The organism is Microbulbifer harenosus (assembly GCF_005771435.1).
In the GTDB taxonomy this organism is placed as follows: domain Bacteria; phylum Pseudomonadota; class Gammaproteobacteria; order Pseudomonadales; family Cellvibrionaceae; genus Microbulbifer; species Microbulbifer harenosus.
This window is the reverse complement of sequence record NZ_VANI01000015.1, coordinates 169454-187723: the sequence shown is the minus strand read 5'-3', so window position 1 is coordinate 187723 and position 18270 is coordinate 169454. Positions and strand designations below refer to the sequence as shown.

At 59.6% G+C, this 18270-nt stretch carries 18 protein-coding genes; 10 read left to right on the top strand and 8 right to left on the bottom strand.

The features are described 5' to 3' along the window. Nucleotides 1-3: 3 nt before the first annotated feature. From uppS to rpsB, 5 genes are all read right to left on the bottom strand, one after another. On the bottom strand, nucleotides 4-768 hold the full coding sequence (uppS, locus tag FDY93_RS14810; protein WP_138236529.1) for a polyprenyl diphosphate synthase: 765 nt from the start codon (nucleotides 766-768) through the stop codon (nucleotides 4-6). Next, on the bottom strand, nucleotides 768-1325 hold the full coding sequence (gene frr / locus FDY93_RS14805; RefSeq protein ID WP_138236528.1) for a ribosome recycling factor: 558 nt from the start codon (nucleotides 1323-1325) through the stop codon (nucleotides 768-770). The genes uppS and frr overlap by 1 nt, the downstream gene beginning before the upstream one ends. After that, nucleotides 1322-2059, bottom strand: coding sequence for a UMP kinase (gene pyrH / locus FDY93_RS14800; protein WP_138236527.1), 738 nt, complete (start codon nucleotides 2057-2059; stop codon nucleotides 1322-1324). Before pyrH ends, frr begins: the two co-directional genes overlap by 4 nt. Nucleotides 2060-2347: 288 nt before the next feature. Beyond that, on the bottom strand, nucleotides 2348-3211 hold the full coding sequence (gene tsf / locus FDY93_RS14795; RefSeq protein ID WP_138236526.1) for a translation elongation factor Ts: 864 nt from the start codon (nucleotides 3209-3211) through the stop codon (nucleotides 2348-2350). A gap of 121 nt (nucleotides 3212-3332) precedes the next feature. Next, complete coding sequence (rpsB, locus tag FDY93_RS14790) at nucleotides 3333-4079, bottom strand: 30S ribosomal protein S2 (RefSeq protein WP_138236525.1); 747 nt, start codon at nucleotides 4077-4079, stop codon at nucleotides 3333-3335. Nucleotides 4080-4539: 460 nt separating this feature from the next. Between rpsB and map the strand changes: the two genes are divergently transcribed. From map to dapE, 7 genes are all read left to right on the top strand, one after another. Beyond that, nucleotides 4540-5310, top strand: a complete 771-nt coding sequence (gene map / locus FDY93_RS14785; protein WP_138236524.1) for a type I methionyl aminopeptidase — start codon at nucleotides 4540-4542, stop codon at nucleotides 5308-5310. A gap of 108 nt (nucleotides 5311-5418) precedes the next feature. Further along, on the top strand, nucleotides 5419-8154 hold the full coding sequence (locus FDY93_RS14780) for a [protein-PII] uridylyltransferase (protein WP_138236523.1): 2736 nt from the start codon (nucleotides 5419-5421) through the stop codon (nucleotides 8152-8154). A 45-nt stretch (nucleotides 8155-8199) separates the two neighbouring features. After that, entirely contained in the window at nucleotides 8200-9375 is a 1176-nt protein-coding gene (dapC, locus tag FDY93_RS14775; RefSeq protein ID WP_138236522.1) for a succinyldiaminopimelate transaminase, read from the top strand. A gap of 22 nt (nucleotides 9376-9397) precedes the next feature. After that, nucleotides 9398-10066: an endonuclease III gene (gene nth / locus FDY93_RS14770; RefSeq protein WP_138236521.1), complete on the top strand. Its 669-nt coding sequence runs from the start codon at nucleotides 9398-9400 to the stop codon at nucleotides 10064-10066. A gap of 32 nt (nucleotides 10067-10098) precedes the next feature. After that, nucleotides 10099-10443, top strand: coding sequence for an ArsC family reductase (locus FDY93_RS14765; protein WP_138236520.1), 345 nt, complete (start codon nucleotides 10099-10101; stop codon nucleotides 10441-10443). A gap of 54 nt (nucleotides 10444-10497) precedes the next feature. Next, nucleotides 10498-11529 (top strand): 2,3,4,5-tetrahydropyridine-2,6-dicarboxylate N-succinyltransferase, encoded by a 1032-nt coding sequence (dapD, locus tag FDY93_RS14760; RefSeq protein WP_138236519.1) that lies wholly within the window; start codon nucleotides 10498-10500, stop codon nucleotides 11527-11529. 428 nt (nucleotides 11530-11957) lie between these two features. After that, complete coding sequence (gene dapE / locus FDY93_RS14755) at nucleotides 11958-13100, top strand: succinyl-diaminopimelate desuccinylase (protein ID WP_138236518.1); 1143 nt, start codon at nucleotides 11958-11960, stop codon at nucleotides 13098-13100. Between the two features lie 65 nt (nucleotides 13101-13165). On the opposite strand, the gene FDY93_RS14750 is transcribed toward dapE, so the two are convergent. The 3 genes from FDY93_RS14750 to FDY93_RS14740 all read right to left on the bottom strand — a co-directional run bounded on the left by FDY93_RS14750 (nucleotide 13166) and on the right by FDY93_RS14740 (nucleotide 14874). Next, on the bottom strand, nucleotides 13166-13543 hold the full coding sequence (locus FDY93_RS14750; protein ID WP_138236517.1) for a hypothetical protein: 378 nt from the start codon (nucleotides 13541-13543) through the stop codon (nucleotides 13166-13168). 7 nt (nucleotides 13544-13550) lie between these two features. After that, complete coding sequence (locus FDY93_RS14745) at nucleotides 13551-14102, bottom strand: flavodoxin (protein ID WP_138236516.1); 552 nt, start codon at nucleotides 14100-14102, stop codon at nucleotides 13551-13553. A gap of 277 nt (nucleotides 14103-14379) precedes the next feature. Next, entirely contained in the window at nucleotides 14380-14874 is a 495-nt protein-coding gene (locus tag FDY93_RS14740) for a Spy/CpxP family protein refolding chaperone (RefSeq protein ID WP_171018999.1), read from the bottom strand. A gap of 245 nt (nucleotides 14875-15119) precedes the next feature. On the opposite strand from FDY93_RS14740, the gene FDY93_RS14735 reads away from it, so the two are divergent. From FDY93_RS14735 to FDY93_RS14725, 3 genes are all read left to right on the top strand, one after another. Beyond that, nucleotides 15120-15824: a response regulator transcription factor gene (locus FDY93_RS14735; RefSeq protein ID WP_138236514.1), complete on the top strand. Its 705-nt coding sequence runs from the start codon at nucleotides 15120-15122 to the stop codon at nucleotides 15822-15824. Between the two features lie 10 nt (nucleotides 15825-15834). Beyond that, nucleotides 15835-17205, top strand: a complete 1371-nt coding sequence (locus FDY93_RS14730; RefSeq protein WP_138236513.1) for an ATP-binding protein — start codon at nucleotides 15835-15837, stop codon at nucleotides 17203-17205. A 117-nt stretch (nucleotides 17206-17322) separates the two neighbouring features. After that, complete coding sequence (locus FDY93_RS14725; RefSeq protein ID WP_138236512.1) at nucleotides 17323-18078, top strand: SRPBCC family protein; 756 nt, start codon at nucleotides 17323-17325, stop codon at nucleotides 18076-18078. The last annotated feature ends 192 nt before the right edge of the window (nucleotides 18079-18270 follow it).

Below are 18270 nucleotides of genomic sequence, written 5' to 3'. Positions count from 1 at the left end.
CCGCTATCGGGCCTGCACCTCCCGTCCATCCTCACTGCGACCGCCGTAGCGGCGGTCCCGCTGGCAAAAAGCCGTTATAGCTTCATTCAGCGCATCAACCCCGAAATCCGGCCACAGCGTATCGGTAAAATAAAATTCACTATAAGCCGCCTGCCATAGGACAAAGTTGCTGATTCGCTGCTCCCCACTGGAGCGGATCAGCAGATCCACTGGCGGCAGGTCTGCCAACTGCACCCGCTCCGCGAGCGCCGCCTCATCTATTGACTCGACAGAGCGCCGGCCGCTGGCGACTTCTTCGGCCAGAGCGCGGGCCGCCTGCGCGATATCCCACTGGCCACCATAATCCGCCGCTATCACCAGTGTGCCGTGCACGCCGCCCCGGGTCATTGCCTCGGCTTCCGCGATAGCGCGTTGCAGCCGCGGGGAGAAGCGGTCGCGACGACCGATCACCCGCAGCTCCACACCCTGCTCCTGCATCCTCCGCGCTTCGCGCCGCAGGTAGGAGTGAAACAGGGTCATCAACAGCTCCACCTCTTTCGGCGGACGCTGCCAGTTCTCACTGGAGAACGCAAACAGCGTGAGGACCTCGACACCGAGCTCCTTACAGGCCTCGATCAGATCCCGGATCCGCTCCACCCCCGCCTTGTGTCCGGCGGACGGCGACAGGCCCCGGCGCGCGGCCCAGCGACCATTGCCATCCATGATGATGGCAATATGACGCGGTCCTGCAGCTTCTCGTCCCGTCACATCCGTACCGCGCTCAGACATCAGATTTCCATCAGATCCTTTTCTTTTGCCGCCAGCGCTTTTTCCACTTCGGCAACGTACTTATCGGTCAGTTTCTGGATTTCGTCCGCCGCGCGGCGCTCGTCGTCTTCGGAAATTTCCTTCTCTTTCTCCAGCGCCTTCACTTCCGCCAGCGCATCGCGGCGCACATTGCGGATGGCCACGCGGGCGTTTTCCGCCTCACCCTTGGCCTGGCGGATGAAGTTCTTGCGGGTTTCTTCCGTCAGCATGGGCATAGGGATACGGATCACGCTACCGGCAGTGCTCGGGTTCAGGCCGAGGTCGGACTTCATAATTGCTTTTTCGATATCCGGAACCAGGTTCTTTTCCCAGGGCGTTACGGAAAGCGTGCGCGCATCTTCCACATTCACGTTGGCCACTTGGGACAGCGGAGTGTCAGAGCCGTAGTAGGAAACCATCACACCGTCGAGGATACTCGGGTGCGCGCGGCCGGTACGGATCTTGTTGAAGTTGGTTCCCAGCGCTTCGATGGATTTTTTCATGCGCCCTTCGGCGTCTTTTTTAATGTCATTGATCACTGGTTCAGGTCCTCTTCAATAAGTGTGCCCTCTTCGCCACCCACAACGATGTTCAGCAGTGCACCGGTCTTGTCCATCCGGAATACGCGCACCGGCATATTGTGTTCGCGACAGAGGCAGATTGCGGTTAAATCCATGACCCCGAGCTTTTTGTCCAGCACCGCGTCGTAGGTGAGGCGGTCGTAGCGGGTGGCATCGGGCACCAGTTTCGGGTCCGCAGAGTAGACACCGTCCACTTTGGTGGCCTTGAGCACCAGCTCGGCTTCAATCTCGATCCCACGCAGACAGGCGGCGGAATCGGTGGTGAAAAACGGATTACCGGTACCGGCGGCAAAGATCAGCACCTCGCCCCGCTCCAGGTAACGGATGGCCGCGCGGCGGTCGTAGTGGTCGACGATACCGCTCATCTGGATCGCCGACATGACCCGCGAGGAAATATTCGAGCGCTCCAGCGCATCGCGCAGCGCCAGCGCATTCATGACCGTCGCCAGCATTCCCATATGGTCGCCAGTCACGCGATCAAGGCCAGCGGCATTCAGGGCCGCGCCGCGGAACAGGTTGCCACCGCCGACCACCAGGCCGACCTGCACACCGATTCCCACCAGCTGGCCAATTTCCAGCGCCATCTTGTCCAGTACTTTGGGGCTTATTCCAAACCCCTGTTCGCCCATCAGCTCTTCTCCGCTGAGCTTTAACAGGATTCGCTTGTACTTACGGTCTTTAATACCTGGCATCCCTTGTTCCTCAACTGTTACGGGCAAAATTCATTGTTGAGACGCTACCCCATTCCGGGTTACGCCCGCCGAACATTACAACAAAATCGGCGCTTTACCTATGGCTTGCCCTGCGCGGGGGTTCCGGAAGGCCAGATTCGGCTACTCACGCAACCGCTCACTCACTCCGCAACCAGCAGGTTTGCTACAAGCCAGATACCAGCGCGGGGTGCCCCGGTGACATTCTGATGAACTCACCGGGAACACCCCGCTGGTGCCGGCGGCCTGCGGCCACCGGCTGTCAAGGCATCAGGAGCTGGATTTGACCTGAGCGGCAACCTCTGCCGCAAAGTCAACCACTTCCTTCTCGATACCTTCGCCTACCTCAAAGCGCACAAAGCCCAGAACATCCGCGCCCGCGTCCTTGGCCAGTTTGCCAACGGTCACGTCCGGGTTCTTGACGAAAGGCTGCTCCACCAGGCTGTTTTCCTTCAGGAACTTGTTGATACGGCCGCCCATCATCTTCTCGACGATCTCTGCAGGCTTGCCTTCCATATCCGGCTGGGCACGGATGATTTCCTTTTCCTTCTCCACCACTTCCGGAGACATATCTTCCGGCTTCACAACCTGCGGATTCACGGCAGCGACGTGCATCGCGATATCACGTGCGGTTTCCACGTCAGCGCCGCTCAGGGCAACCAGTACCGCAATGCGGTTATTCGAGTGCACGTAAGCACCAACAACCGGAGCTTCGACCAGCTGAATACGGCGCACGCCGATGTTTTCACCGATTTTCTGCACCAGTGCTTCGCGGTCGGTTTCCAGCGCACCGTCCATCAACGCGGCGACATCCTGTTGGCGCTCGGCAAATGCCTTGTCTACTACTTTGCCAACGAAGTTCAGGAAGTTTTCATCGCGGGCGACGAAGTCGGTTTCGGAGTTCACTTCAACCAGAACGCCGTAGCTGCCATCTTCGGCAACTTTGGCAGCAACAACGCCGTCGGCGGCGGTGCGACCAGCTTTCTTGGCGGCCTTCAGGCCGGATGCCTTGCGCAGGTCTTCAATCGCTTTTTCGATATCGCCATCGGCTTCAGTCAGTGCTTTTTTGCACTCCATCATCGGCAGACCGGTGCGCTCGCGCAGTTCTTTTACCATTGACGCGGTAATCGCCATGATTCAATCCTCGGGTTCAGATTCAAATTCTTTGATGGATTTGAAAAAAAGGGGCCAGATAGGAGGCCCCTTTTCCCTGCAGCGTAACTCAGATGTGTTACACCGCCAGTAGCCTTACGGCTTATTGCGCAGCGGCTTGATCGTCGCTGGCTTCGACGTACTCGCTCGGAGCAGCGCTGCCACCCGCATTCGCGGCGCCGGCCAGTACGGCGTCGGCCACGGCGGTGGTGTACAGCTTGATCGCGCGGATCGCGTCGTCGTTACCGGGGATAACGTAGTCAACACCTTCCGGGCTGCTGTTGGTATCGACGATACCAATCACGGGAATGCCCAGCTTGTTGGCTTCCTGAATGGCGATACGCTCGTGGTCAACATCGATCACGAACAGCGCGTCCGGCAGGCCGCCCATATCCTTGATACCACCGATGGAGCGCTCGAGCTTCTCCATCGCGCGGGTACGCATCAGCGCTTCTTTCTTGGTCAGCTTCTCGAAAGTGCCGTCCTGGGACTGGGCTTCCAGATCGCGGAAACGCTTGATGGAGGCGCGGATGGTTTTGTAGTTGGTGAGCATACCGCCCAGCCAGCGGTTGCTGACGTAGGGCTGACCTGAACGCTCCGCCTGCTCCTGAATGGCCTTCTGCGCAGCGCGCTTGGTGCCAACAAACAGAACCTTCTTCTTCTGCGCAGCCATACCCTTGATGATCTGCAGTGCTTCGTTGAAGGCCGGAACAGTGTGTTCCAGGTTGATGATGTGAATCTTGTTGCGGGCACCAAAGATGTATTGACCCATCTTCGGGTTCCAGTAGCGAGTCTGGTGACCGAAGTGGACACCAGCCTGCAGCATATCGCGCATGCTTACTTGCGGCATAATAAACCTCAAAATCAGACGGAAGCGGCGGTTTCAAACATACCGATCACTTCCCGGGTTGCATCCTCCACATACCCCATTCACCAATCTCCGACAGCGGCAGCCGAAGCCACGCTCGCGGAGACACCCAGGCGAATGTGCCGGTATATGTGCGGCGTTTGTATAAGAAGCAGGCACAAGCCACGCTTCCAGATAATAGTTTTCGCCCGGGACATGCCCAAAGCGGCGCGCTTTATACCACATCCACAGGGTTGCGGGAAGCGCAAACCCCGCCAGATACCCGGCGCGCGCACTCTGCATCCCGACCACCCGGCCGAGAGCGGGCGAAAAATCGCCTCAGCGGCGCTCTGATGCCGCCGGGCACCAATTCCGCTACAATACCGCGCCGCAACCGCCCGCCGCGCGCATCAGCCCGGCGGACACGTCGATAGAGACACGAACGAGTTACCTGGAAAGCTTCATGACCAATGCTGTAAAGACACCGGAACAGATCGCCAAAATGCGTACCGCGGGCCGCCTGGCTGCCGAAGTGCTGGAAATGATTGGTGACTACGTGGTTCCCGGCGTCACTACGGAGGAGCTCGACCGCCGCTGCCATGACCACATCGTCAATGTGCAGCAGGCCATCCCCGCGTGTCTCGGCTATCGCGGCTTCCCCAAGTCCATCTGCACCTCGGTCAACGAGGTCATCTGCCACGGCATTCCGTCCGAGTCCAAGGTGCTGAAAAAGGGCGACATCATCAATATCGATGTCACGGTCATCAAAGATGGCTGGTACGGCGACACCTCGAAAATGTTCTTCGTCGGTGCCCCGCTCCCCCACGCCGAGCGGCTGGTGAAAATCACTCAGGAGTGTCTGTACAAGGCCATTGAAATCGTGCGTCCGGGTACCACTCTCGGCGATATCGGCCATGTGATCCAGCAGCACGCGGAGAGCAACTATTACTCGGTGGTGAAAGACTTCTGCGGCCACGGCATCGGCGACGTCTTCCACGAAGACCCGCAGATCCTGCACTACGGCAAGCCCGGCACCGGGCAGGTGCTGGAGGAAGGCATGACCTTCACCATCGAGCCCATGATCAATGCCGGCAAGCCCGGCAGCCGCGTACTGCGCGACGGCTGGACCGCCGTCACCGTAGACCGCCGCCTGTCTGCCCAATGGGAACACACCATGGCGGTGACCAGCACCGGCGTGGAAATCCTGACCGCGCGCAAGGAGGAGTCTTTCTAAGCGGCCTCAATCGGAGGCGTCGCAACCGCGCGAACATGGCCTGTAGCGGCCAGGGAAGGAACAACCGGCACTGAGTTGAGCTCCGTGCCGAACCCGGAATCTAAACAGATGAATTCCATGCAGCTGGCCCAAATCCCGCATTTTGAAAAACCCCTGTTTTTCTTCGACCAGTCGCGCTTCCGTCGCGATCTCGAAGAGGGAGCCCGCCCGCGCCTGGAGATTTTCCGCGACGCAGTGGGCGCCGCCAACACCCAGATGGCGCGGCGCTTTCGCGAGGGCGAGGACGTGCGCACCCTGGTCTACGAGCGCGCCCTGTTCGTAGACTGCCTGCTGCACTATGCATGGCACCAGTACCAGTGGCCACAGAAGATCGCGCTGCTGGCAGTGGGTGGCTATGGCCGCGGCGAGCTGCACCCCAAGTCCGACATTGACCTGTTGATCCTTAGCGACGACAAGCCCGATGCGACGGTGGTCGACAACATCGAGCGTCTTGTAGCTTTCCTGTGGGACCTGAAACTCGACATCGGCCACTCGGTGCGCACCATTGAACACTGCGTGGAGATGGCGGCAGCAGACATCACCGTGGCCACCAACCTGCTGGAGTGCCGCACCGTGGTGGGCAACCCGGCGCTGTGCGAGGCGCTGGCCGAGCGCATGACACCAGACGCCATCTGGCCGGCGGACAAGTTCTTCCAGGCCAAGTTTGAGGAGCAGGAAGAGCGCCACCGCAAACAGCGCGGTGCCGAGTACAACCTTGAGCCCAACATCAAGAACGCCCCCGGTGGCCTGCGGGATATCCAGACCATCAACTGGGTAGCCAAGCGCTATTTCCAGGTGCGCACCCTGAAGCAGTTGCAGGGCAAGGGGTTTTTCACCGAGCAGGAATTCGCCATCCTGCAATCCGGCGAAGACTTCTTATGGCGGGTACGCTACGGCCTGCATTTGCTGGCGGGCCGCCCCGAAGAGCGGCTGCTGTTCGACTACCAGCGCGAACTGGCACGGGAGTTCGGTTACAAGGACAACGAGGCGCACCTCGCGGTCGAGCAGTTCATGCACACCTACTACCGCATCGTGATGGCCCTGCGGGAGCTGAACGATGTGCTGCTGCAGTTCCTCGACGAAGTGATTCTGCAGCGCGGCAAGCACCTGCCGGTCACCACCATCAACGAGCGCTTCCAGCTGCGCGGCAACACCATCGAAGCCGCGGTCACCCGCACCTTCACCGAAAACCCCTCGGCGCTGCTGGAAATCTTCGTACTGATGGCGAAAAACCCGGAAATCCAGGGCGTGCGCGCCTCCACCATTCGTCTGATCCGCGAACACCGCTACCTGATCGACGATCGCTTCCGCGCCGACCCCACCAATGCGCGCCTGTTCATGCAGCTTTTGCGCAGCCCCCGCGGGCTGTCCACGCAACTCACGCGCATGACCCGCTACGGTATTCTCGGCCGCTATCTACCCGAGTTCGGCCGCGTTACCGGGCAAATGCAGCACGATCTCTTCCATATCTACACCGTGGACGCCCACACCCTGCAGGTGGTGCGCAATATGCGCGCGTTCCGCGGCGACGACGCCTGGGAGAAATTCCCGCTGGCAGCGGAAATCCTTGCGCGCATGCGCAAGCCGGAACTACTGTATATCGCCGGCCTGTATCACGATATCGCCAAGGGCCGCGGCGGCGACCACTCCAAACTGGGCGTGGTGGACGCGGAAGCCTTCTGCCAACGCCATGGTCTCTCCGCTCGCGACACCCGCCTGGTATGCTGGCTGGTGGAGAAGCATCTGCTGATGAGTGCGGTATCCCAGAAGCAGGACATCACCGATCCGGAAGTGGTGCACGCCTTCGCCGCGGAAGTGGGCGACCGCGAGCACCTGGACTATCTCTACGCACTGACCGTGGCCGACATCAACGCCACCAACCCGGATCTGTGGAACAGCTGGCGCGCCAGCCTGATGCGCCAGCTGTATCAGTACACCCAGCGCGCGCTGCGCCGGGGCCTCGAAAACCCCATCGACCGCGACGAAGTCTACGAGGAAACCCAGGCGCAGGCGCGCAACATGCTGCGCGCCATGGGGATACCCAGCAATGCTGTGGAAGATATCTGGTGTGAAATGGGCGAGGATTATTTCGTGCGCGAGAGCGCCGACAACATTACCTGGCACACCGCCGCCATTTATCAACTGCAGAAAGACCCCAAGCGCGACGCCGACAGCGACACGGTGGTCCTTACCCGCAACTCCGGCCCCGGCGAACACGACGGTGCCACAGAAGTGTTCGTATATACCCCGGACAGGCCCAATGTGTTCGCTGCGGTGGTGACCGGCCTCGACATGCTGAACCTGAATATTCACGATGCGCGCCTGTACAGCTCCGCCGGCGGCTATACACTCGATACCTTCTATGTGCTGGACGAAACCGGACAGCCGTTACTGGATGAACCCCAGCGCCTGGAGCAGATCCGCAATACCCTGCAGAAAGAACTGAAGCTGGTGGGCGACTACTCCAAGGTGATCAAGCGCCGCACCCCGCGCCGCCTAAAGATGTTCCACCTTTCGACCCAGGCCCATATCTCCACCGAGCCGGAAGACACTTACAGCACGCTGGAAATCATCAGCGCCGACCGCCCCGGTCTACTGGCGCGTATTGCGCGTATTTTCATCACCCACGATCTGCGCCTGCACAACGCCAAGATTTCCACATTGGGGGAGCGGGTCGAGGACATTTTCCATATCACTGACGCCAACGACGAACCGCTCACGGACCCGGCACTGATCGAATTACTGGAACAGGCCATCTGTCAGGAACTGGATGCGCACCAGGCGACGCTGCCGCCGCAGCCGTAAATGTCAGAGCCGAAGAAAAGAACACGCGAATAAGCAGAAAAGACGATGAATCCAAATTTGCAACAACTGCAGCCCTACCCTTTTGCCAAACTGGCAAAACTGAAAGCGGGCATCGAGGGCCCCGAGGATCTCGCTCATATCGCGCTGTCCATCGGCGAGCCCAAGCACACACCGCCAACATTTGTGCGCGATGAACTGATCGACAATCTCGACAAGCTCGCCGCTTACCCGCTTACCAAGGGTATAGACCCACTGCGGGAGACCATCGCGCAGTGGCTGCGCAATCGCTTTCAGTTAAATGCCGTATGCCCCGACACCCAGGTAATTCCGGTCAACGGCACCCGCGAGGCGCTGTTCGCCTTCGCCCAGGCCGTAGTCTCCCCCGGCGCCACAGTGCTGATGCCGAACCCCTTCTACCAGATCTACGAAGGCGCGGCATTTCTCGCCGGTGCGACACCGCACTTTATCAATTGCAGCGCGGAAACCGGCTTCAAACCGGACTTCAGCAGCGTACCGGAATCCGCCTGGGCATCCTGCGACCTGCTCTATCTGTGCACCCCCGGTAACCCCACCGGTGCCCTGCTGGATCTCGACGAACTGAAACAGCTGATTGCACTGGCGGATAAGCACGATTTCACCATCGCCTCCGACGAGTGCTATTCCGAGCTCTATTTCGACGAGAATAATCCACCGGCCGGTCTACTGCAGGCCTGCGCGGAACTCGGCCGCGATGATTACCGCCGCTGCGTGGTCTTCCACAGCCTGTCGAAGCGCTCCAACCTGCCGGGGCTGCGCTCCGGTTTCGCCGCCGGCGACGGCGAGATCCTGGAAAAATTTCTGCTGTATCGCACCTACCACGGCTGCGCCATGCCAGTGCCCACCCAATACGCATCTATCGCCGCGTGGCAGGACGAGCAGCACGTACAGGAAAACCGCGAACTCTATCGGCAGAAGTTCGATGCCGTGCTGAACATTCTCGACGGCTGCCTGGAAGTGCAGAAACCACAAGCGAGCTTTTACCTCTGGCCTAAGGTGGGCGACGGCGAGATCTTTGCCCGCGAACTGTTCCGTCAGCAACACATCACCGTACTCCCCGGCGCCTATCTGGCCCGCGAAGCCAACGGTGTGAATCCCGGTACGGAATACGTGCGCATGGCCCTAGTTGCCACCCTGGAAGAATGCATCGAAGCCGCGAAGCGCATTCGCCACTTCCGTATGTAGGAGCCTGCTTGCAGGCGAACCAATGACCGCAAAAAATCTCTTAAAACAGGAACGCGTAGACTACATCCAGAACCGCCTGGAAGAACTCTACCCGGAAACCCCGGTCCCCCTCGACCACTTCGACGCCTACTCCCTGCTGGTGGCGGTACTGCTGTCCGCACAGTGCACCGACGAGCGCGTTAACCAGATCACACCGGCACTGTGGAAACTCGCGGACAACCCCCACGATATGGCGCAGGTGCCGGTGGAGAAAATCCGCGAAGTGATCCGTCCCTGCGGCCTGTCGCCACAGAAATCCAAGGCAATACAGAAGCTCTCGGAAATCCTGGTGAACCAGTACCACGGCAAAGTACCGGAAAATATGGCAGCACTGGAAACCCTGCCCGGGGTAGGACACAAAACCGCGAGCGTGGTGATGGCCCAGGCCTTCGGCCACCCGGCATTTCCAGTGGACACCCACATCCACCGCCTGGCGCAGCGCTGGGGGCTCACCTCCGGCAAGAACGTGGTGCAGACCGAAAAAGACCTGAAGCGCCTGTTCCCGAAAGACAAATGGAACAAGCTGCACCTGCAGATCATTTTCTATGGCCGCGAATACTGCTCCGCCCGCGGCTGCGACGGCACCGTGTGCGAGATCTGCACCACTTGTTATCCCGCGCGCAAGAATCCGAAAAAAGTCAAAAAGGCCTGATTCCGACGGCCCCAAACTTCACAGGAAATCCGATGATTACCCTTTACGGCATCAAGAACTGCGACACCGTAAAAAAGGCCCGCAAGTGGCTCGAACAAAACAACGTGGACTACACCTTTCACGACTTCCGCGACGACGGCATGAACGGCGTGCCGCTGGCGGACTGGCTGGGTGAATTCGGCTGGGAGCAGGTATTCAACCGCCGCTCCACCAGCTGGCGCGAACTCAGCGATGCACAGAAAAATGCACTCGACAATGCGAGTGCGCAAGTGCTGGCCAATGACATGCCAACGCTGATCAAACGTCCGGTAATGACGCACGGCAATGACACGCTGTTCGGATTCAAGGCCGACAGTTACGCCGCTTTTACCAAATAGCCAATGCGCCCAGCGGCTTGACCGAAAATTCAGATGAAGGAAAAGGAAACCAACATGAGTAAAGTATTTAGCATCGGCTTCGGTGTAGGCACCTGCAATGAAAAGGGCGAGTGGCTGGAAGTGTATTTCCCCCAGCCCATGCTCTACCCCTCTGAAGGCGTAGCCAAAGCGGTTACCAGTGTTCTCGACATCAGCGGCGGCAACGTCGCGGTAGCGCTGGATGAAGCACAGCTGGAACCACTGGCAAACCAGCTGGAAAGCACAGGCTCCACCGCGCAGGCCGCCATTCTGCGCCAATTCGCCAACAGACAGCGTCCGCTGGTAGCGGTAGTACTGCACAGCGACGATGCGCCGCAGTCTGTGCCCGAGTCTTACCTGAAACTGCACCTGTTATCACACCGCCTGGTAAAGCCCCACGAAATCAGGCTGGACGGCATCTTCGGCCAGCTGCCGAACGTAGCCTGGACCAACAAGGGCGCCATCGACTTGACCGAGCTGCCGGCGCGCCAGCTGGAAGCGCGTCTCAACGGCGAAGTGCTGGAAGTTTCCTGCGTGGACAAGTTCCCGAAAATGACCAATTACGTGGTGCCAAAGGGCGTCCGTATCGCCCACACCGCGCGTGTGCGTCTCGGCGCTTACCTGGGCGAAGGCACCACCATCATGCACGAAGGTTTCGTCAACTTTAACGCGGGCACCGAAGGCCCAGGCATGATCGAAGGCCGTATCTCCGCGGGCGTTTTCGTGGGCGCCGGTTCCGATCTCGGCGGCGGCAGCTCCACCATGGGCACCCTGTCCGGCGGCGGCAACATCGTGATCTCCCTCGGCGAAGGCTGCCTGCTCGGTGCCAACGCCGGCACCGGCATTCCGCTGGGCGATCGCTGCACGGTAGAATCCGGCCTGTACATCACTGCCGGCACCAAGGTTGCGGTGCTGGACGACAAGGGTGCGGTGGTTGAATCCGTGAAAGCCCGCGATCTGGCGGGCAAGTCTGATCTGCTGTTCCGCCGCAACTCCTCTACCGGTGCTGTTGAGTGTTTGACCAACAAGAGTGCGGTTGAATTGAATGCGGAACTGCATAGCAATTAATTAGAGCTATGAGTGCTTTTCCGCCGCGGGGTCCGCTTGAAGCGGGTCCGGTGGCGGCAAATCACTGGGTGGAGCCTTTCGGAATCGCTGTAAATACATCCCTGTACGCTCCGGCGGTGCCATCCATGGCACCGACGGTTCCGAAAGGCTCCACCCAGCGCTTTGCCTTACTCGACCTTTTGCACTTCGATTACAACAAATTGGTCGTACTACTTAATTAATTCAGTGTGATTAATTTCAACGCGAAGGCCTGCCTGCCGGGGGCTGTTCGCGAGACCTTCTAAAACAGGGATGTTTTAGAAGAGCCCCCAGGGATGGGTTGAGGGGGGACGCCTAGTCCGTGTCTCGCGAACAGCCACCGGCAGGCAGGCCGCCACAAAACAGGAACAGTGCTTCGACAAAAACCCACGGAGCCAGATCAACCCAAGATGACCCCAACAGTACAACTCACCTGCGACCTCATCCGTCGCCAATCCGTCACCCCCGAAGATGCGGGGTGTATGGAACTCATGCTCGAGCGCCTGGAAAATATCGGTTTCAAAACTGAACACCTGCGCTTCGGCGACACCGACAACATCTGGTCCGTGCGCGGCGAAGAAGGCCCGATTTTCGCCTTCGCCGGCCACACTGACGTAGTGCCAACCGGCCCAGAAGCCAACTGGCAAAACCCGCCGTTCGAGCCAAAAATCATCGACGGCATGCTCTATGGCCGTGGCGCCGCCGACATGAAAGGCTCCCTCGCCGCCATGGTCGTCGCCTGCGAAGAATTCGTCGCTGCCCACCCCGACCACAATGGTCGCATTGCATTCCTCATCACCAGTGATGAGGAAGGCCCGGCCAAACACGGCACCGTGAAGGTGGTCGAATGGCTGGAAGCGCGCAACGAAAAAATCACCTGGTGTCTCGTCGGCGAACCATCCAGCACAACCCTCGCCGGCGACGTGATCAAAAACGGCCGCCGCGGCTCCCTCGGCCTTGAGCTCACCGTATTCGGCATCCAAGGCCACGTAGCCTACCCACACCTGGCAGAAAACCCGGTGCACAAACTCGCACCCGCACTCGCCGAACTGGCCGCCGAAGAATGGGACCAGGGCAACGACTTCTTCCCGGCCACCAGCTTCCAGGTTTCCAACATCAACGGCGGCACCGGCGCCACCAACGTGATACCCGGCGACGTCAAAGTCATATGTAACTGGCGCTTCTCCACCGAGACCACCGCCGAAGATCTGGAGCGCCGCGCGCGCGCCATCTTTGACAAGCACGGGCTCAAATACGAAGCCAACTTCAACCTCTCAGGCCACCCCTTCCTCACCGCCGAAGGCCCGCTGGTAGAGTCTGCCCAAGAAGCCATCCGCAAAGTTACCGGCCGCGAAACGGAACTCTCCACCGCAGGCGGCACTTCCGATGGCCGCTTTATCGCACCGACTGGCGCGCAGGTAGTTGAGCTGGGCCCGGTGAACGCTACCATTCACAAAGTGGATGAATGCGTTAAGGCCGACGACCTCGACCTGATCAAGGACATGTATCGGGAAATCCTGGTGGGCCTGCTGGTCGATTCACCGGTTGAATAACCGGCAGCTTCAACTCCAAACAAAAAACGCGGCTTAAAGCCGCGTTTTTTGTTTGGAGTGAGCATTCAATGCAGCCTGCCGTGGCGGGTCACCGCAGCAGGCGGTTCGTGGACATTGTAGCCGTGGGCCATCACAAAATAGTACAGCACCTGCTCCTCACCATCGGCGTCGGCCATTAGGTCGAAGATCACTTCCTCCTTCTCTCCCGGCGTGATACGCACAGAACTGACCAGGTCCGGCTCTATGAATACCTCACCGACCAGTCGCTTGCCCTTCACTACCTGAACCAGGAGAGTGTTGGGGTTTTCATGGGTGAAGCGCCAGAAAAAGTCGTCATCGTCATAAAGGATGGAGTCCGGCGTGCCCGCGCGCAGGATGCAGTTGCAGTGATCCGCAAGCCAGGGCCAGAAATCCTGCAGGGAAAGGGTATCGGGATGGGTCATAGCAGCGTCAATCCTCCAGCAGGGCAATGCTGTCAGCGCCGCCTTCCAGGCCAAACTCTTCGGCAATCTGCTCGCACCAGTCGTTGAGGCGCGCACAGGTCAGCTCCTCCTGCTGGTCCTCATCTATGGCGAGGCCGACAAAGATATCCTGCCCAGGCACCTGCGCCTTGGAGGCTTCGAACTCGTAGCCCGCCGTGGGCCAGTGACCAACGATGGCGGCGCCGTTGGCCACAATCACATCGTGCAGCATCCCCATGGCGTCAAGAAAATAATCTCCGTAGCCGAACTGGTCGCCAAGCCCGAACAACGCCACGGTTTTGCCGCTGAAGTCGATTTCCTTGACGTCCTCCCAGAAATCCTCCCAGTCGGACTGAATCTGGCCAAAATCCCAGGTGGGGATACCAAAAATCAGCTGCTCGTAACTCTCGATCTCAAGCTGGGTAACGTCGGCGATATCGTGCAGGTCAACCCGTTCCTCACCCAGGCGGGCAACGATGCGGTGGGCAACACTCTCTGTGTTGCCCTCGTCACTTCCGTAAAACAGGCCGATCTTGCTCACACTCTCTCCTCAACGGTTTCGGGGCACTCTGACCCCGGAGCCGCAATGAAACGGGTCCGGAGATCGCCCGGTGGGCGGGCATTTTCCCAACATTGGGCTGGTACGGCAAGGCGCAGAAAATGGAAGCGGCGGATATTCGCGCAGAAAAAAAGCCCCTGTAACACAGGGGCGCCAAAGGATGGTCGGCCGGCTGTTGGGGTGGGCGCCGGCAGGCCACGGATTACTGACTCAAGAGGTAGGTGAGTCAACGCCGCGGGTGCTGTCCCGACAGGCAGATTCATTCGTCGTTCTGACTGTCCTTCCAGCGCTGCATGCGCTTCTCATGACGCGCTTCGCGCTTGGCCTTGAGCTCGTCAAGCCTGGTCTTCTGCTCGGGCGTCAGAATGGATTCGAACTGCGTGCGCTGCTCGTGCATCTGCTGGAATTTCTTGACTTCGAGCTGCCCGAGCTTCACCGCCAGAGTGTCAAGCGCAGCCTGGTCGGCGCCGGATTCGATAGCCTCACGCAACTGCTTATGCACTTCACGCATCGCTTTTCGGTCCGCCTTGCGGTTCTCTTTGCCAGCTTCGCGATTGGCTTCCAGTTGAGCAATCTGGCCTTCGGTCAGGTCCAGCTCATCCGCGAGTCGGTCAAACATGTGCTCCCGGTGGAAGCCGCCCTTGTGGTGACCGCGTGGACCGTGATCCCCATCGGGGAAGGCCATAACCAGCCCGGAGGTGGTGAGTGCGCCACCAATAATCAGGCTGCCTGCAAGTGCTTTCCATTTGTTCATAACTTTCATCCTCTAGTGATGCTTCGTGGCGTTATCGCCAGGCGATAGGTTCAAACTGCAAATTGCTTTCTGTGTTTCCCGATTCGGTAGGTGCATAGTAGGCCGGCGCTCTGTAAACAGGGGCTAAGCGCGGTAAACAAATGTTAAGAACGGTAAAACAGGCAAAACCGTTCCCCTGTGCAGCATCGCCATGCGCATATAATCCCCTCACATCGAAACAGCCATGAATGTATGACGGAGGCCCTATGAGCCACATCCTGCTGGTCGACGACGACACCGAGCTCACCGAACTGCTGGAGGAGTTCCTGCGCGGCGAGGGATTTGAGGTAACTGTCGCCAACGATGGAGGGCGCGGCCTCGAACTGGCCCGCAGCCGCTCTTTTGACGCACTGGTGCTGGATGTGATGCTGCCAATCCACAACGGCTTTGACGTACTGCGAAAACTGCGGGAAGACGCCGCCAGTCCGGGGCACTCGCTGCCGGTGGTCATGCTGACCGCCAAGGGCGACACCGTGGACCGCATCGTGGGCCTGGAAATGGGAGCCGACGACTATCTACCCAAGCCCTGCAACCCGCGGGAGCTGGCGGCGAGGCTGCGGGCGATTTTGCGTCGCGGCCGTTCTGAAACGAGCAGTTCCGACGACAAGCTCAGCAGTGGTGCTCTGCACCTGCTGCCGAGAGAGCATCTGTGCCTGTGGCTGGAGCAGCCTGTCAATCTGACCGGCGCCGAGTTTTCGGTGCTCAAGGTCCTGGTGGAGCACACCGGTGAGGTGGTCAGCAAAGAAGTACTTACGGAACAAGCCCTGGGAAGGAAACTCATGCCTTACGACCGCTCCATCGACGTGCACGTCAGTAATATCCGCAAGAAGCTGGCGGAACAGGGTGCGGGCCGCGAGCTAATCATCAATATCCGCGGCGCGGGCTACATGCTCACCAGCCCCCAGGGATGAGAGAAAACCCATGAGTCTGTTCGGCAGAGTGTTCATCGGCGCCTGGCTCACTGCAGTGATCATGGTGCTCGTGGCGGTATATATCACCCACTTCCGGGAGTTTGGCGATCCACGGCAGAAGGACCGCTGGGAGGGCCCGGAGCTGTTTCGGGAAGTCACCCACAATCTGCGCATGGCCCGCCGTCACGACCCCGACCATTTCCGCCACTGGCTCGAGGACCAGCCCGCCAAAACCCAGAGGCGGATTTTTGCCGTCGACCGCCGCGGAGAGGAAATCCTCAACCGCCCGGTTCCCCCGTCCATGACTCCGATGCTCGAATCACTCAGCTTTCGCAATCGGGAGTCCCACGCGCTGGTAGACAAAAAGCCCAGCATTGGTTTTTTCGTACCCCAGCGGGACGGCGAAAGCCTGCGTGTTGTATTTATCGCCGGCAAGAGTAAGGAGGAACTGCTGCTGCGGTTCATCCTGCGCAACTTCTGGCCGATTCTGGTGCTGGCGACGCTGGCCTCGGGCCTCGCCTGCTATCTGCTCGCGCGATACCTGAGCAAACCGCTCGACAATCTGCGTACTGCCACCCGTCGGGTGGCGGCCGGGGATCTCAGCTACCGGGTAAGCCCGATACTGCGGGGCCACAGCCGGGAGCTGGGGGAACTGGCCGCCGACTTCGACTCCATGACCGCGCAATTGCAGGAATCCATGGCGGAACAGCGACGCCTGATCAAAGACGTATCTCACGAGTTGCGCTCACCCCTTGCGCGATTGCAAGTGGCCCTGGGCATCGCCCGGCAGAAAAATGTGCAGGCGCTTGACCCGGAGCTGGATAAGATCGGCAAAGCAGCGGATTACCTGGAAGATATCATCGGCGATATTCTGTCGCTGCCGGTCAGCGGTGGCGACGAGCGCGCCCTTGACGATGTGGTAGAGATCAATAGCCTGCTCACCGCGCTCACCGATGACCTAAAGGAAGAAGCCGCCGCCAAACAGGCGCACTTCGCAGTGCGCACCGATGATCGTGAACTGCTTGTGGCGACCCGCGGCAGCTCGCTCACCGCGGCACTGGAGAACATCCTGCGCAACGCGATCAAATACAGCCCGGTGGGTGGCCATATCGATGTCGTTATACGCCACCAGGGGGAACGCTGCCAGATTCAGGTCACCGACAGCGGAGACGGTGTTCCCGAGGCCGAGCTGGAAGCAATTTTCCGCCCCTTTTACCGTACTGATGAAGCGCGCAGCCGCGAAAGCGGGGGTTTTGGTCTCGGCCTGGCCATCGCCCAGCGCACGGTGGCACAGCACAACGGCAGCATTCAAGCATTCAATGCACCAAATGCCGGCCTCGCGGTGTGTGTCACATTGCCACTGCTGGAAACCAGTTTCTAACCCAGGGGCGCTTGTTCCATAAATCACCGTACTGGCGAAGCCAATTTCCCAACGGTAAACTCGAGTGAGAAGTAACACCCGGGGCCAGATCCGCCTGCGCGGGTCCGGCCAGGCTGCATGCCTCAGTTCGCTGGCAAGCAGACCGACAACCATGGGGTCAACCTCTGGGGAACATCCACTATGCGCTGGATACTGTACATTCTGGTTTTTCTCGCCCTGCTGGTGCTTGCGGGCTTTCTCTTTCCGCGGGTCGCCACCACCGAGCGCAGCGTGTACATCACCGAGCCGCCGGAAGTGGTTTTTCCCTACCTGAACAACTTCCGCAATTTCAACCAGTGGTCGCCCTGGTACCAGATTGATCCCGATACCGAATACAGCTACGAGGGCTTTCCGGAGGGCACTGGTGCGGTGATGAAGTGGCAGAGCGACAATCCCAGTGTGGGCACTGGCTCGCAGACTATCACCGCCAGTGAACCCTACTCCCACGTTGCCATGGACCTGGATTTCGGCACCCAGGGCAAGGCGAAATCCGAGTTCCAGTTGCAGTCCCAGGGCAGCGGCACCAACGTAACCTGGTCCTTCTCGGCGGAAATGGGTGGCAGCCCCATCGCCCGCTGGATGGGGCTGATGGTGTCAAAAATGGTGGGCAAGTCCTACGAAGAGGGGCTGCAAAAACTGAAAACGGTGGTGGAATCGGCGGGCTCCCCGGGCTCCCCCAGCGGTGCTGACGACGCAGTTCCCGCCGGCCCCGGCACTGTCGAACCGGAGGCGATTGATCCCGGTATGGAAAACGAGATCATCGACGAAGATGAGACCGGGGAGCCGGATACCGACGGAGACGCGCTGGAAGAGTTTGAGCGGGAACAGCCCTGAGCGAGACAAACAGCCCTGAGCGGGAAAATACAGCCCTGAGCTGACACACCGGGACCGGATAAGAAAAGGCAGCCAAAGCTGTAATGGTGTTCACTTAAGCAGCTCTGTGGCGGTGCCGCTACCGGGTGCGCTCTTGTGAGACACGCCGTAGACCCATCCATGGGGGCTCTTCTGCGAGGTCCCTCTCGCAGA